8 protein-coding genes, 1 tRNA gene and 1 CRISPR repeat array are annotated in these 15728 nt (G+C 54.8%); of the genes, 5 read left to right on the top strand and 4 right to left on the bottom strand.

The window, feature by feature from the left end; translation table 11 throughout:
* The first annotated feature begins 81 nt into the window (after positions 1–81).
* Genes cas9 through cas2 form a run of 3 tightly spaced genes read left to right on the top strand, consistent with a single transcriptional unit; the run spans position 82 to position 4518 of the window.
* Positions 82–3294: a type II CRISPR RNA-guided endonuclease Cas9 gene (cas9, locus tag VN622_08470; GenBank protein ID HWR35885.1), complete on the top strand. Its 3213-nt coding sequence runs from the start codon at positions 82–84 to the stop codon at positions 3292–3294.
* Positions 3287–4192, top strand: a complete 906-nt coding sequence (cas1, locus tag VN622_08475; protein ID HWR35886.1) for a type II CRISPR-associated endonuclease Cas1 — start codon at positions 3287–3289, stop codon at positions 4190–4192. Before cas9 ends, cas1 begins: the two co-directional genes overlap by 8 nt.
* A gap of 20 nt (positions 4193–4212) precedes the next feature.
* Positions 4213–4518, top strand: a complete 306-nt coding sequence (cas2, locus tag VN622_08480; GenBank protein HWR35887.1) for a CRISPR-associated endonuclease Cas2 — start codon at positions 4213–4215, stop codon at positions 4516–4518.
* 49 nt (positions 4519–4567) lie between these two features.
* Positions 4568–9411: direct repeats of the CRISPR family, unit length 36 nt; unit sequence AGTGTACTTGAGCGGTGATTCTCGGCCATCCCCAGC.
* 32 nt (positions 9412–9443) lie between these two features.
* On the opposite strand, the gene VN622_08485 is transcribed toward cas2, so the two are convergent.
* Positions 9444–10388: a hypothetical protein gene (locus VN622_08485; protein ID HWR35888.1), complete on the bottom strand. Its 945-nt coding sequence runs from the start codon at positions 10386–10388 to the stop codon at positions 9444–9446.
* Positions 10389–11340: 952 nt separating this feature from the next.
* Between VN622_08485 and VN622_08490 the strand changes: the two genes are divergently transcribed.
* Together VN622_08490 and VN622_08495 are read left to right on the top strand one after the other, a co-directional pair.
* A complete protein-coding gene (locus VN622_08490) occupies positions 11341–12309 on the top strand; it encodes a hypothetical protein (GenBank protein HWR35889.1) in 969 nt (322 codons plus the stop codon).
* Between the two features lie 23 nt (positions 12310–12332).
* Positions 12333–12527 (top strand): hypothetical protein, encoded by a 195-nt coding sequence (locus VN622_08495; protein ID HWR35890.1) that lies wholly within the window; start codon positions 12333–12335, stop codon positions 12525–12527.
* A gap of 1415 nt (positions 12528–13942) precedes the next feature.
* On the opposite strand, the gene VN622_08500 is transcribed toward VN622_08495, so the two are convergent.
* The 3 genes from VN622_08500 to VN622_08510 form a co-directional block, all read right to left on the bottom strand.
* Positions 13943–14019 (bottom strand) — tRNA-Pro (locus VN622_08500).
* Positions 14020–14202: 183 nt separating this feature from the next.
* Complete coding sequence (locus VN622_08505; GenBank protein ID HWR35891.1) at positions 14203–14475, bottom strand: oxidative damage protection protein; 273 nt, start codon at positions 14473–14475, stop codon at positions 14203–14205.
* Between the two features lie 206 nt (positions 14476–14681).
* Positions 14682–15728 (bottom strand): alkaline phosphatase family protein (locus tag VN622_08510; GenBank protein ID HWR35892.1); only part of this gene is annotated, 1047 nt, incomplete at its 5' end.

The following is a 15728-nucleotide window of genomic DNA, read 5'->3' on the forward strand; positions in this document are numbered from 1 at the left end:
CTGAGAATAGCCAAGCAACCGCCGCTCAAGTACACTGGTGCGAGTCTTTCCTCCCCCATACTTTTTGTCAAGGCCTTTCTTATGACTAGGAATGTGGCCATACCCGAGTACACTCTCGGACTTGACCTTGGTTCAGCGTCTATCGGCTGGGCTCTCGTTGCACTCGATTCCTTCCACCGTCCGAACGGACTGCTCAAAGCGGGTGTTCGAATCTTTGAGCCCGGAGTGGAAGGTTCCACCCTTGATATTGAACAAGGCAAGGATAAGTCCAAAGCCGTCGCTAGACGTGAAGCAAGATTGCACCGTCGTCAACTACGACGGCGCGCGGCTCGGCAGCGAGACTTGTTTCTTCTACTACAACGCAAAGGATTGTTGCCCGCCGCTTCCGACACGTCGGTCGATTTGTCCTGTCAACGCCATCAGGTCCTCAACGAATTGGACCAAGTTTTGGCGGCGGCGCTTCGCCATGGCATTGCCCCACAAGACTCCGCAGCGGTTGAGCAGGCACTTCCCTACTATTTGCGTAAGCTTGCCCTCGATAAGAAGCTGACCGAACCCGAACTCGGGCGAATCCTATATCACCTGATACAGCGGCGCGGCTTTAAGTCGAATCGCAGGGAAGGTAAGAAACAAAAGGACGACATTGGCCAAGTTAAGGCCAGCATCTCTGAGTTGTCTGCGCGGATGGCCTCGTCGGGTGCTAGGACGCTTGGCGAGTATTTTGCAGGACTGAATCCACACGAGCGACGAATCCGAAACCGCTGGACCGCTCGCAGCATGTACGAGCAAGAGTTCAGTCTTATCTGGCAAGTTCAACAGTCCCACTGGCCGGAATTGTTAAACGAGGAATTCAAGGCGCAGTTGTGCGAGCTTCTTTTCTTCCAGCGCCCCATCGCAGCACAGGCGCACTTGATCGGATTCTGCGAACTGGAGCCAAACGAGCGCCGTGCTTCATGGGCCTCACTGGAGGCGCAGAGATTTCGGATACTTCAAAAGGTGAATGATTTAGCGGTAGTTGCTCCAGGCTCGTTGGCAGAGACGAAGTTATCGACCAGCGAGCGGGAAACAGTTTATGCGCTACTCGATCAGGAAGGCGACCAAACATTTGCCGCGCTTCGGAAGAAATTGGGTATCAACAAAGCTCACTTCAATTTGGAGCGCGGCGGCGAAAAGAAGCTTCGAGGTAATCGCACAAACGCGATGATGCGCACGGTTTTCCGCGAGTCATGGCAAGAGCTGACGTCCGAAACTCAGGCCGAAATCGTCGATCGCTGGGCTGTCACTGAATCAGAGGACGAAATCGTCGAGTGGCTCAAGAGAGAGTGGGCTCTCGATGAGGTCGCAGCGCGCAACCTCGCAGACAACCACCCCGAAGACGGCTACTGCAGCCTATCGCTCAAGGCACTTCGCAAGGTGATACCGCTGTTGGAAGGCGGCAAGTCCTATGAAACGGTTCGCAGAAACCTTTATCCAGACCTATTCAAGCAAAAGACCCCACTTGATGAATTGCCCATAGTCAGAAAAGCGCTTCCGACACTGCGGAACCCTGCCGTCGAGCGAGCTTTAACGGAGCTTCGCAAGGTTGTAAATGCGATTGTAGGCGAGTACGGAAAGCCATACGAAATCCGAATCGAGATGGCTCGTGAGCTTAGAAAATCCCGCAAAGAGAGAGAGGAGGCAACGCGACGGATCCGCGCGAATGAGAGGCAACGCATTGAAGCGAAGAAGAAGATTTTCGATGAATGCCGAATCGACAACCCCTCTCGTGCAGACATTGAAAAGGCACTTCTTTTTGATGAATGCGGCGGCATCTGTCCATATACCGGCAAATCCATTGAGTTCAGCTCCCTTTTTGGAGACTCGCAGTTTGACGTTGAACACATCATCCCTTTGAGCCGTTGCCCAGACGATTCTTTCGTTAACAAGACTCTCTGTTATCACGAGGAGAACCGATCAAGGAAGCGAGGCCGCACGCCTTGGGAGGCATACAGCGCAGACGAAGAACAGTGGGACTTGATTGTCCAACGTGTACGAAGTTGGCAACCCGGAAACGAGGCAAAGCTCCGACGCTTCCAGCTATGCAGCCTGGAAAAGCTGGAAGAGTTTACGCAACGACAGATGAACGATACCCGTTACACGACCCGACTCGCTGTCGACCTATTGAGCACACTTTATGGAGGTCGAGATATCCAGTGCGGCGACGGCACGAGTCGCAGAGTAATACACGCTACCACGGGAATGGTAACGGCAACTCTGCGTAAATCGTGGGGATTGGAAGCGATTCTGCGCGAGGCTGCTCCCGCAGCAAGCTCTGAACGCCGTGGGAAACCACGTACCGATCATCGCCACCACGCCATAGATGCAATCACCATCGCGCTCACGAGTCAGGCCATGGTTCAACGCATGAGCGTTGCGGCCGCTGGCGCGCCAGGATGGCAGCAAGACCGTCGGGTATTTCGTGGCATGGAGTCCCCGTGGCCCAATTTTGTGGACTCCATCCGCCCGGCGTTTGAGCGCATGACCATTTCCCATCGACCGGAGCACAAGTTGAGTGGTGCCTTCCACGATGAAACGAACTATGGCAAACCCCGTCTCGAAGGCAAGAAATCCTACGTTCATATTCGCAAGCCGATTACGGCATTAAGCGAGAAGGACATTGCCAACATCGTTGATCCCGTAGTGCGCCGAGCGGTTGAGGAGAAGTTCGTTCTTCTTGGTGGCGACCTCAGTCGCTGCGAGGCAACGAACGACTGGCCTAGTCTGCCCGCTACCAGTGGTCGTATTCCGATCAGAAAAGCACGCATCCGCAAGGTTCTCAATGTGTCCACAATTGGCAAAGGGAACCGCGAACGTTTTGTCATGCCATCCAGCAATCATCACGTCGAGATATTTGCAGAGCTGGATGCGAACGGCAAAGAAGTGCGGTGGGAGCCGGAAATTGTCTCCCTATTGAGTGCAGCCGAACGGATGCAGAAGGGAGAGCCAGTTGTCGCACGTGTCTACCCAGGAACCAACGAGTATGCTTTCAAGTTCTCGCTTATGGGCGGTGACACTGTGGAGCTTCACAGAAACTGTGACCACAAAGCGGGATGTTGTGTTACAGAAATCTATCGCCTTCGCTCGATAGAAGGCGCGGGGGTGTTGTTCTTCGTTCGAGCCACGGACGCGCGCCTCATCAAGGATATAGCCTTGGCTAAGGAGAGATGGAGACCGGGAGCAGATTCATTGCGGCGTATGGATTGCCGAAAAGTCGTTGTTGACCTCCTCGGACGAGTTCACCCGGCCAATGATTGACCGAGTCGTCGAAATCGCGAATCCGGCGGCGCTCTCCGTATCGCATGACCAGCTTGTGATTGCTACGGAGACTGCTCCGCCTGTTCACACACCGCTCTCAGAACTGGCGGTTGTTTTGGTCGCACACCCTAGAGTGACACTGACTCAGGCTGTTCTCTCGCGAATCGCAAACAACGGCGGTAGCGTGGTCACTATTGACGACGCTTTCTTGCCCGCATCCATGCTGCTTCCACTTCAGGCGCACTACATTCAGTCGGAGCGATTCGCGAAGCAGACACAGATGTCTACACCGCTCAGAAAGAGACTTTGGAAGAAAATCGTCCAGGCAAAGATTCGTGCGCAAGGGGCCCTCTTGAAAGAGTTGCACGGCGATGATGGCGGCCTCGTCCCAATGTCCGCTCGCGTGCAATCTGGCGATAGAGGAAACTTGGAATCAGTGGCGGCTCGCCGTTACTGGCCTCTTGTGTTTGGGAATCCAAAGTTCCGCCGAGGGGGAATCGGGCCTGATCAAAACCGTCACCTCGACTACGGTTATACGGTTCTCCGTGCGCTTACTGCGCGGGCGCTCTGTGCCGCTGGGCTCCATCCTTCAATTGGAATCTGGCACGAGAATCGCTACGACCCATTCAGTCTTGCTGCGGATGTCATGGAGCCTTTTCGGCCTGTCGTGGACCGGCGGGTATTCGAGTGGATCCAAGACAACCCACCTTATGGCCCTTTGGATCAGCAAGCGAGAGGATGGTTGCTGGGCATTCTTGCAGATCGCTATTCTTGCAATGGCGAGCAGAGAACACTCTGCGATTTGCTCGCACGCACCGCCGACGAATTGGCGCGGGGAATGTGTGGGGAAGAGAACCGATTCAACCCGCCCTATCACCTATCGCCATGCGCAGGGTGAATCTTTCCGCATATCGTGCTATGTGGCTTGTTGCCATGTTCGATCTTCCGGTGGAGACGAAAGACAATCGCAGAGATTACGTGCGATTTCGCAGAACTCTCTTGAAAGACGGGTTTATGATGTTGCAGTTTTCGGTCTATGCGCGATACATTCCCAGCGAGGAAGCTGCCGAGGTGCACAGAAGAACCGTGAGGACTGCAGTTCCTCCCTCAGGCCAGGTGCGATTGGTCGCGCTAACTGACCACCAGTTTGCGAAAATGGAAGTGTTCTATGGACGAAAACCGCGAGAACCGGAAGAACCTCCGGCACAAATCCTTCTTTTCTGAAGGTTGGCTGCGTGGAAGCTCTGTGTTCTGAATCGCTTCCACGCGACCTAGTGTACTTGAGCGGTGATTCTCGGCCATCCCCAGCTCGGCATGGCACTGGTACGTACCAGACCAAGTGTACTTGAGCGGTGATTCTCGGCCATCCCCAGCGTGTCCTAGATGCGGGAAGAACATTGAGCCAGTGTACTTGAGCGGTGATTCTCGGCCATCCCCAGCCCAGGAGCGACCCGAGCGGCGATGAGTAGCAGTGTACTTGAGCGGTGATTCTCGGCCATCCCCAGCGGGCCCGGCAATGATGGGCTCGCGCAAATCAGTGTACTTGAGCGGTGATTCTCGGCCATCCCCAGCGCAAGCGCGTGCGTGCGGTTAGCTAGTACCAGTGTACTTGAGCGGTGATTCTCGGCCATCCCCAGCAGGACAGATCATCTGGCGCGTGTTTGTCAAAGTGTACTTGAGCGGTGATTCTCGGCCATCCCCAGCGTGCACCCCCATGAGTAGCGCGCCGGCGCCAGTGTACTTGAGCGGTGATTCTCGGCCATCCCCAGCGAGGTGAGCGATGAACGTGATTGGACGGCTAGTGTACTTGAGCGGTGATTCTCGGCCATCCCCAGCCTGGCGAACAGCTTCAAGCTGCGGAAATCGAGTGTACTTGAGCGGTGATTCTCGGCCATCCCCAGCGTATGTGTGGACGTGCCTACAATGTGAGCAGTGTACTTGAGCGGTGATTCTCGGCCATCCCCAGCTCAGCGTCTCGTACTTACTGCGGGCATATTAGTGTACTTGAGCGGTGATTCTCGGCCATCCCCAGCACAATGGTGTGCAGATGTGCGTGGTCGATGAGTGTACTTGAGCGGTGATTCTCGGCCATCCCCAGCCAGATGGTGAGCGACTCTCCCAACGCGTTTAGTGTACTTGAGCGGTGATTCTCGGCCATCCCCAGCAGAGATGGGAGTGCTTCGACGGTGGCCGTTAGTGTACTTGAGCGGTGATTCTCGGCCATCCCCAGCTAGATCTTGAAACGATCGCCGCTTTCCAGGAGTGTACTTGAGCGGTGATTCTCGGCCATCCCCAGCCCGTGCGCGTTCCGGTGGACGACCTCGTGAAGTGTACTTGAGCGGTGATTCTCGGCCATCCCCAGCATGCGTTGATGGCTTTCAGGACAAGGGTCAAGTGTACTTGAGCGGTGATTCTCGGCCATCCCCAGCGATAAATGTTCAGAACGTATCTCCGGACCAGTGTACTTGAGCGGTGATTCTCGGCCATCCCCAGCGGCGTTTGTCGTGTGGCGGGAGACAGAGTAAGTGTACTTGAGCGGTGATTCTCGGCCATCCCCAGCCGTCTCGAGAGCCACCTCCTACACCTACCAAGTGTACTTGAGCGGTGATTCTCGGCCATCCCCAGCGTGATTTCCTGCGGGAGCAGATGAAACGAAGTGTACTTGAGCGGTGATTCTCGGCCATCCCCAGCGCGGGGTAAGACTGGTAGTGCCAACGCGAGAAGTGTACTTGAGCGGTGATTCTCGGCCATCCCCAGCTCGATCGTGTGGCCTTGGCGCTGATGCTGAAGTGTACTTGAGCGGTGATTCTCGGCCATCCCCAGCTCAATATCACGGAACAGGGCGTGTCCATCGAGTGTACTTGAGCGGTGATTCTCGGCCATCCCCAGCGTGTGAGCCATGCTGCACGAAAGAGCGCGAAGTGTACTTGAGCGGTGATTCTCGGCCATCCCCAGCGAAGAAAGTATCTACTGAGATTACGAAGGTAGTGTACTTGAGCGGTGATTCTCGGCCATCCCCAGCCGTTCTCGATGGCGATCAACGAGAAGTACAAGTGTACTTGAGCGGTGATTCTCGGCCATCCCCAGCGTGGATGGATGGGTACTTACGCTTCATCCGAGTGTACTTGAGCGGTGATTCTCGGCCATCCCCAGCGCCCCGAGCAGAAGCCGGTGACGAACTGGGAGTGTACTTGAGCGGTGATTCTCGGCCATCCCCAGCAAGAACCTGTTCGCGCCAACGCCTGCGCCCAGTGTACTTGAGCGGTGATTCTCGGCCATCCCCAGCTTGAACCACGATGGCCAGAACACCTGGCGAGTGTACTTGAGCGGTGATTCTCGGCCATCCCCAGCACGACCTGGAGATTGTGCGCAGTATTGAAAGTGTACTTGAGCGGTGATTCTCGGCCATCCCCAGCTCACTGCCTGCCCACCAGGAACGCCACTCAAGTGTACTTGAGCGGTGATTCTCGGCCATCCCCAGCGCGATCTGTTGGCCTCCGACCAGCCCTACGAGTGTACTTGAGCGGTGATTCTCGGCCATCCCCAGCCATCACGGCGACGATTTCACCCAACGCGGAAGTGTACTTGAGCGGTGATTCTCGGCCATCCCCAGCGATGGCGGCGACGAACCGCAACTCTGCGGTAGTGTACTTGAGCGGTGATTCTCGGCCATCCCCAGCTCGAAATGGAATCGTTTCGCGCTTGCGAAAAGTGTACTTGAGCGGTGATTCTCGGCCATCCCCAGCCGCCCAAGCCTCTTGTTGGCGAGATCGCGGAGTGTACTTGAGCGGTGATTCTCGGCCATCCCCAGCGGCGTCGGGAGCCTGCTCGGCATCTCGCAGAGTGTACTTGAGCGGTGATTCTCGGCCATCCCCAGCCGAAATACAAGCGCTGAAGACAAGTCGCTAAGTGTACTTGAGCGGTGATTCTCGGCCATCCCCAGCACGCTGCTCGCGGTAGTTGGAGTTAGCGCCAGTGTACTTGAGCGGTGATTCTCGGCCATCCCCAGCAACGCGCATATGGGCTGTCATGGTTCCGGGAGTGTACTTGAGCGGTGATTCTCGGCCATCCCCAGCGCAACTGGAATCGGCCAATTACGGCGAGTAAGTGTACTTGAGCGGTGATTCTCGGCCATCCCCAGCTACATCTCCGGTGGTAAGTAGCTACGACCAAGTGTACTTGAGCGGTGATTCTCGGCCATCCCCAGCTGCACGATGCAACGTTGGAAGTTCGAAAAAGTGTACTTGAGCGGTGATTCTCGGCCATCCCCAGCTTCTCCGGCATGATCACCGCGTATCAGAAGAGTGTACTTGAGCGGTGATTCTCGGCCATCCCCAGCGCGGGATGGTTAGTGGGCGCGAGTTCGATGAGTGTACTTGAGCGGTGATTCTCGGCCATCCCCAGCTGATGACGCAAAAGGCGTACGCGGAACGCAGTGTACTTGAGCGGTGATTCTCGGCCATCCCCAGCAGGGCACGCCGCCTTACCGCGGCGTGATTGAGTGTACTTGAGCGGTGATTCTCGGCCATCCCCAGCGAGAAAGGTCACATGGCGCACATCGTAAGTAGTGTACTTGAGCGGTGATTCTCGGCCATCCCCAGCCGTTCGTGCGGTCCGTTCCGCACAACACGAGTGTACTTGAGCGGTGATTCTCGGCCATCCCCAGCGAGGAGTTGGAGAACGTGGCACCGGTCGTCAGTGTACTTGAGCGGTGATTCTCGGCCATCCCCAGCCGTGCGCGCGACCGATTGCTCGCTGCTGGGAGTGTACTTGAGCGGTGATTCTCGGCCATCCCCAGCGCACGTTTGTGCAATGTGGCGCGTGATATCAGTGTACTTGAGCGGTGATTCTCGGCCATCCCCAGCAGCAGGGTGTAGTTGGTCCCCGCTTCAATGAGTGTACTTGAGCGGTGATTCTCGGCCATCCCCAGCGGATGGCGGAGTCTTTCACTACAACGTCGCAGTGTACTTGAGCGGTGATTCTCGGCCATCCCCAGCTGTGGGCTGTGCGGCCCTACTTGTCGGATAAGTGTACTTGAGCGGTGATTCTCGGCCATCCCCAGCGAGCCAGATGAGTCCTTATGAGCAAGTTAGAGTGTACTTGAGCGGTGATTCTCGGCCATCCCCAGCCTCGCGAGAACCCGCTGAGTGTCATCATTTAGTGTACTTGAGCGGTGATTCTCGGCCATCCCCAGCGCTGAAGATGGACGCCGCCATCCGTCTCGCAGTGTACTTGAGCGGTGATTCTCGGCCATCCCCAGCGCGTCCTTCTATCTACACGCCCCGCTGGGCAGTGTACTTGAGCGGTGATTCTCGGCCATCCCCAGCCGTACGGTGTACGACAAATAGCTGTGTTCAGTGTACTTGAGCGGTGATTCTCGGCCATCCCCAGCAACATTCCGTGTCTTCAAGGCACGCGCTCTAGTGTACTTGAGCGGTGATTCTCGGCCATCCCCAGCGCGTTGTGGAAGCGCTGGCCGAGATGACGCAGTGTACTTGAGCGGTGATTCTCGGCCATCCCCAGCTGTGAAGGTGATCGAGTCAGACGGGATGCGAGTGTACTTGAGCGGTGATTCTCGGCCATCCCCAGCGGATCAGATGACAAGGGATCTAAGATGGTAAGTGTACTTGAGCGGTGATTCTCGGCCATCCCCAGCGAAAAGGGAATCTGGTCGCAAGACCCGAAGAGTGTACTTGAGCGGTGATTCTCGGCCATCCCCAGCTCGTTAGCGCGCCGCTCGCTCCGGTCGCGAAGTGTACTTGAGCGGTGATTCTCGGCCATCCCCAGCCGAGGTGTACGAGGCGGTCAACAGCTACGAAGTGTACTTGAGCGGTGATTCTCGGCCATCCCCAGCCAGAGGTGTTATTGACGTTGCCAAGCCCTAGTGTACTTGAGCGGTGATTCTCGGCCATCCCCAGCCTGGAGGTGTGGGAACAAGCCGAGCGCGCCAGTGTACTTGAGCGGTGATTCTCGGCCATCCCCAGCTCAAGTTCCGCAGTGTGCTGGAAGTGACCAAGTGTACTTGAGCGGTGATTCTCGGCCATCCCCAGCCGCGCATACGCGGAGATTGCCGCCGCGCAAAGTGTACTTGAGCGGTGATTCTCGGCCATCCCCAGCAGATAGCGCACAAGGCAAGTCGTTGGAGTGCCCTACCCTTTTCGCTTAGTTATTGCGGACCGCCGGGGCATTGGCAAATCAAGTCTGTACTCTTCCTGAAGTACTCGCTTTTCGGGTGTCTGATTGGCAAGATTCATCTCGTAGAGTGCTGCAACCCGAAAGGGAAACTCTTTCGAAGTGACGTTCGCCTCTATCGCACCTTCGATCGCGCACATCAAGTAATACCAATTTGACCTCATTTCAACGCAACAGGGCTGATTCTTCTCTCGCGATTCTGCTAAGTAGGTTTGCATCTTTGCCAATGCAGATTTGAATGTTCTCGGACGAAAGCGAAACACCCGCTGAATGACGAGGAATCGCTCGAAAGCAACATAGTGCGACGTGCGCTGCTTGCCACAGCGTTGAGCCGAGTGCCGCCAACCAATCAGCGGGAGCCCCGCCATTGCATTCGCGACACGCTCAGGTGTCATCGAGTAACGGCTACTCTTAACGAACTCCAAAATGCCGTTTTGAGCAAAATGCGCCTCGCGCATTTGTAGTTCTTTGTCGAGGCTATTACGCAACGAGAGTAGTTCTGCGATGCGCGTTTCGACTTCCCGGTAGCGCTGCTCGCGCCTCTGTAACGTCTCTTCGTATCTACTTAACTCCGGAGAGTTCTCCACGATGGGAATCGCGAGCCTAGCGTCTTCAAGCGATTTTCTTTTCTCCCCTTGGTCCAAATACAAAGCGCGTAACTGATCGCCCTGCATTTCGATTCGCTTACGTAACCGCGGCAGTTCTTCACCGGTGGTAGGCAGCTTTTCTGCACTGACGAAGGCCTTTAAGTCAGAAAAATCGACACCCTTGATCGACTGGAACGCTCGCTGCACATCCCCAGGTGACTTCGCCTTGTGGAGCTGCCAGCCGACTACCGGCCAACACTGCTCAAGGATGAATGCGTACTTGTCCCGCCTACTCAATAGAGAGGTGTCGTCCATCGCGAATGGTCGTCCCCGCTTCTTCTTCCCTGTGCGCGACGAAACGTGTTCCGGCTCAAGAATAAAGTTCGCCAAGTAAGTACCTCGTAATGCACGCCACCACCAAGCAATTGTATGATGCCGCCTCGTTATAGCCAACTAATTACCAAAGCGCATGTTTTTGCACAAGTTAACCACGACAAAATTGGGTGTACGCTCGTTTCGTGGACACAGAAAAGTCCAATAAGGGCGAGCGGAGTGCGGTCGGACCAAATTCCGGGGCATCGGTCTACCAGTCCGATCCGGGGCTGAGACGGCCAACACCTCCAGCGACAGCTGGCCGAAAGCCAGAGGCTCGCCCACCAGTTCTCCTTAACCCCGAGATGGGATTGGCTGTTGCTTTTGAGCCCCGCGAAGCGGGGCTCCCTCAGCCTAAAACTGGTCGGGGTGCGGGGCAGAGCCCCGCTATGGTGAGCCAGCGCGAAGCGCTGAGTTCCGGTAGTGAAAGCTTTGACCGCGATGTACTTGAGCATGATCCTCTCGACGATTCTTCAATCGCAGCCGTAATCGAAGTCTTCAACATTCTGGATCGCTGGGACCGAGAGGCACATGTCAACTAAGCCATGTAGCCGATGCTCGCGCGCAGCAGACTTCTCCCTCGCGTTCTTGCTGTCCACTCTTCAAGTTCGACCACGTAAACAAAAATGCTCTCAAACCATTCTGCTCTGCCAAGCGTGTATACACGACGCAATCACGTCCCTTCAGTCCCAACCCCTAGACAAACTTCGCCAGCCACTCAGAAACGCGTATACAGCGATTGCAAGCACTTCTGCTTCGAACTCGCATGTCGAAAATCGACAATCGCTTTCGGAAGAGGTCCACCAGGGCGGCGATACGGCAGTGAGTTGCAGGCCCTGTCTAATAGCCTGCAACTTGCGTACACCATACGCAGCGCATAAAGGTACTGAGTCCGGTGATTGATAAGCTCGATGTCCGGATTCCTAGTGATGCTCCGTTCCACCCGGAGTTCAATCGGCTTTACAGCGATTTGCGCTACGAGCCCGACAAAGATCCATTCCGACGAACGAAACATTACGAACTAGTTGGAGACCTCCGAGAATACGGCCACGACGCAATTCTGCATATGTCGTGTAAATGGGGGAAACGCGGGGACCACAAACTAGAACTTGTCGATACCGGAGTGATGTCGTTTTCTCGTCTTGTGAACGAGATTGAAAGCGTCTTCCAGATTGACGGAAAGGGCACCGAAGTCATGCGTCTGGACCTTGCAGCGGATGTGAAGGATGTTCCTGTTTCGTGGTTCCAATCCAGGATCAAAGCTCAGCACAAACGCTACCTTGCAAACTTCGGGTCCGCCAAGTTTGTGGAGATGGGTAAGGGCGGCATCCAAACTCTCTATTTTGGAAAAAGACCGAACCTCTTCCGAATCTACGACAAACATGCGGAATACCTCGAACAGTACAAGGCACTGCTCAGAAGATTGAAGTCCGACGCGCAAATACCTACATTCGAAGAATTCTGCGGCCTGCCGGAAAATGGAGTCGTGCTTACTCGCGTCGAGCGACAAATCGGGGGAGGGAGAATCCCCGAAGAACTGGCAACCGTTGGAAAGCTGAAGAACTTAGAAAACTTTGAGCCATTCAGAAATCTGCGATTCGTGATGGGAGGAGCTGGGGAGCCGAGTGAGGATGACTATCCTTTTGAGACATTCTGTACGGGAATGTATCTCCGTGAGAAAGCCGAGAAGGAAGGGATGCAAGCGACGCACCGATTCATTTCGAAAGCGAGTAAGCGAAACACTTCCTGGGCACTTGAGAAGTACAAGGATTTCTTGCCGCCTGAGCACGAAACAGTGACCGCGAACACGCATCATCTAAACGAACTTTTCCGGCAATCCGTGACAAGGCAATTATCAGTTTGACAAGTGCTAGGGGGCTAAGCATAATGACCGCCGCCATGAAATTACCGGAAAACATCAAAGAATACTTCCGCAAGCAAGGCGAGATCGGTGCAGCGAAACGACACGCGAACCTCACTGCCGAAGAGCGAAGTCAGATTGCCAGAAAAGCTGCACAAGAGCGTTGGGCAAAAGCGACAACTAAGAAGGGTTCCGAAAAAAAGCAGCGGAGGGACAAATGACACCAGCGGTGATCTATGCGCGTGTTTCTAGTCGAGAGCAGGAGCAAGAAGGATATTCCATTCCCGCGCAACTGAAAGCGCTGCACGCATACGCTTCTAAGAACGGCTTCGAAATCATTAAGGAATTCATCGACATAGAAACCGCAAAGACGACAGGCCGAAAAGCTTTCGGCGAAATGCTTGCTTTCCTAAAACGTTCTAAGAACTCCCGGCGTGTTCTTGTCGAAAAAACCGACCGTCTTTATAGAAATCTCTCTGATTGCGTCGAGTTAGAAAACTTAGAAACTGAGATTCATTTCGTAAAAAGCGGAAATATCGTTTCTAAGAACGCCAAAGCACAAACTAAGTTTGTGCACGATATCGAACTGGCCTCGGCTCGTTTTTATTCCGAAAACTTGCGTGAAGAAGTCATAAAAGGGATGCGCGAAAAAGCGGAGCAGGGTGTCTTTCCCGGTCATGCGCCATTCGGATACGTAAATAACAAGGCGACTCGCGCAATCGACGTCGATCCGAAAGAGTCCGCAATCGTAAAACGCATCTTCGAACTTTACGCAACCGGAGATTATCCGCTCACCCGGTTGCGCAATCAGATACGCAACGATTACGCAAAAACGATGAACCGGAGCAATCTGCACAAAATTCTAAATAATCGGGTTTACATAGGTTTTTTCGAATGGGCCGGGAAAACGTATCAGGGAAAACACGAAACGTTTATTTCTCCACAACTTTTCGAAAGTGCGCAGGAAGTCATGCACGGGCACAACAAAGGCAAATACCGTAAACACGACATCGCTTTTCGCGGAATGCTTACGTGTGCTCACGATGATTCGACAGTGACAGCGGAACTCAAGAAGGGAAAATACGTTTATTACCGCTGCAGCGGGTACCGTGGGAAATGCGAACTTCCTAGATTCCGCGAAGAACAAATTTCCGAGAAACTCGGTCACGTTCTCGAAAATATTCATGTACCTAATGACGTCATGAAACGAATTTTGAAGTCGCTATCAGCCGATCAGATACGTAACAAGAACGTACTCGCGCAGCAGCGAACCCGGTTTGAGCAGCAGCTTGAGGCGCTACAAAACCGAATGGATCAGGCTTATACGGACAAGCTCGACGGCAAAATTCCGGAGGAGTTCTGGCAGCGAAAGATGAAAGATTGGCAGACAGAGGAGCAGCGGATTCAGGCCCAGATGGCCGGATTTAAGGAGTCGGGAACGGACCGAGTGCTGGATGCCGAAAGAATTTTAGAACTCGCGAACAAGGCTTTTTTTCTGTATCTTACGCGGAAACCGCACGAACAGGCCGAACTGCTCAAAAAGGTACTTTTGAACTGCTCGATAGACGGCGTAAGTGTATATCCCACTTACAGAAAACCGTTCGACATGATCTGCGAAAGGGCAAAAAAGCAAGAATGGTCGGGACGGGCAGATTTGAACTGCCGACCCCTCGCACCCCAAGCGAGTGCTCTACCAGGCTGAGCCACGTCCCGACGGTTGTTGCCGGTGCGTATTCGCACCGTGGAGTACAGCTATTCTACACCAAGGAAACTGTTGCTGAAGCAAGCGACTCCGCTGACGGCGAGAACTGATCGCGACCAGCGCATACTCGGCAAATCAGCGAGCCGCCCTCAAAGCGAATGAACCGCCTGCGTGAAGGCGCTTCTGCGCGATTGCTACTGCGCGGGAGGAACGTATTCCTTCGGCAGCTCAGCGCCTTCGCCGAAGAAGTACTGCTCCATCTGCTGGACGATGAACTCCTGATGCTCTTTCTTCCAGGGCTGCAAGCGATATTCGTTGAGCAGCATCTTCATGTGACCCTGCCACTGATCCCATGCCTGCCTGGAGATGTTTTCGTAGATGCGCTGTCCGAGTGGGCTGTCGAAGGGCGGCTCGTCGAGGCCCTCGAGTTCCTTGCCCAACTTCACGCACTTGACCATGTGTGCCATGAGTAGCTCCTATGATGAATGGCGAAACTTGATTGTACTAAATCGTCGGCATCAGCATGGAGCTGGACAGATAACTCGCGGCGAAGACCGCGGAATCGAAGGCGCCCTTTTGATCGGCAGGAGCTTGCAAAAAGGATCCTTCGACTCCGGTTGGAACCCTCACTCAGGAGATGGCGCTTCGGACTCAGTAACTCACAAGTAGTTGCCTAGTGCTTTGTGACCGTCACTTTGGAGGTCGCCGTCGCGGCATTTCCTATGGCATCTTTCACCGTCAGGGCCACTGTATAGGTCTTGTTATCTGGCCCTTTGATGCGCGGGTATGTGTGGGTTGCCGTCGGTGTGGTCACGACGGTGCCATCACCAAAGTTGATTGTGCGTGAGACTATGCTCCCGCCGGTTTCGAAACTCTTCGACGAATCTGCGGTGACCGTGAGCGGCGCTGTGCCCGAGGTTGGCGTCACTGTCAAGCGGGCGACTGGCACCAGAGTTGTTGTCGTAGTGGGAGTAGGAGTGGGAGTGGTGCTTCCGCCAAAGAATTCTGACATCTGAGGCGCAGTGCTTGCTGATCCGGGGAAGGACGTCAGTCCGAGTGCCTGCATCGTGAGCCGGAGCGTGCTCTGGTGTTGATACAGCGTGGTGGACTTGTAACCGGACTTTGCCTTAGGGCTTACCACCACCCATGCAACGTGGCCTCCTCCGTGCGCGGTGTCTGAACTCGTCGACTCGTCAAAGGTAATGATGAGCAAGCCGTCTTGCTGAAACTGGGGGCTCGCCAGCAACGGGGCGATGTTCGTCTTCAGCCAGTTATCGGCCGTCGTGAGCGAACAATCGTGAGCATCGTTGCACGCGTCTGGCACGATGAATGAGTAGTTTGGCAACTGGTTGTTGGCCAGGTCCTTGGGAAATTGCGTGAAGGGCACGAGGTTAAGCTTCTCGCTGCTGCTGTTGACGACGTCGGAAAAATACGAGAACGGATTGTGCCGTCGCAGATAACGACCGCTATTTCCACCCGTGTAACCGACGCTGGGAAGTCCTTCAGCATAAGATTTCCAGGTCTTGCCGGCCGCGAGAAAACGTCTCACTATGTTGTCCGCCGCCACCGTTCCGGAAAAACCGTCGTCATTGGTGATGATCTGCCCCGTCGTCAACATGAAGTAATTGCCGATCGAAGGGTGCGTGTTCGCGTAATACTGTGTTGCCAGGCCGTACTTCGCCGCCAGGCTGTTCAAGTACGGCATCGACGAATTTCCGAT

The organism is Clostridia bacterium, from assembly GCA_035561135.1.
Classification (GTDB): Bacteria; Acidobacteriota; Terriglobia; order Terriglobales; family Acidobacteriaceae; genus DATMYA01.